Raw genomic sequence first — 843 nt, 5'->3', positions numbered from 1 at the left:
TTATTTAATTAAACTTAAACTATTCAAAAAATTAAATGGTGTCTGAAAATTTAAAGACTTATGTACTCTTTCAAAATTATAAAAATAATAATAATCATTTAATTTATTCTGTAAACTAACTACATTTAATATTTTTTCTTCAAATAGAAATAATTTAGTATAATTTTGATGAAATCTTTCAATCTTACCGTTTGACTGTGGAGAGCGAACTGGTGTTGTTTGATGCAAAATATTTTTATCTGTTAAAAATTGAGTAAAATTAGTCTTTTTAACACTAATTTTTTGATTATTACGATAATTATTAATAAATTCAGAACCGTTATCAGTTCTAATCCGTKTTATTATAATACCAAATATATTTTTAAAATCACTAATTGCTTTTTTAACAGCATCAATAGCATTATCAGTACTTAATTTATCATAAACATATCCTAATGCTAATCTTGTTTTTTCATCAATAAAATCATAAACATAATACTTTTTATCAACTGGAAATTTACTTGGTACAAAATATTTAGCGTCCATCTGTAACAAACCTATTTCTTTAACTTCATATCTTGGATGTTGTTTTTTAATTTCTTTAATTTTATTTTTTATTTTTAATCATACAGCATCAATAGCATTATCAGTACTTAATTTATCATAAACATATCCTAATGCTAATCTTGTTTTTTCATCAATAAAATCATAAACATAATACTTTTTATCAACTGGAAATTTACTTGGTACAAAATATTTAGCGTCCATCTGTAACAAACCTATTTCTTTAACTTCATATCTTGGATGTTGTTTTTTAATTTCTTTAATTTTATTTTTTATTTTTAATCATCTTTCATCTTTTTT

At 21.4% G+C, this 843-nt stretch carries 1 protein-coding gene; it reads right to left on the bottom strand.

Translation table 4 applies throughout. The features are described from left to right. Positions 1 to 843, bottom strand: an 843-nt coding sequence (locus tag C6B38_RS05720; RefSeq protein ID WP_233485580.1) for a DDE-type integrase/transposase/recombinase, incomplete at its 5' end; no start/stop codon positions are given.

This window comes from Spiroplasma sp. ChiS (assembly GCF_002968355.1).
GTDB classification, from domain to species: domain Bacteria; phylum Bacillota_I; class Bacilli_A; order Mycoplasmatales; family Mycoplasmataceae; genus Spiroplasma; species Spiroplasma citri.
The sequence above is the reverse complement of the archived record's forward strand: the minus strand, read 5'-3'. Positions and strand labels throughout refer to the sequence as shown.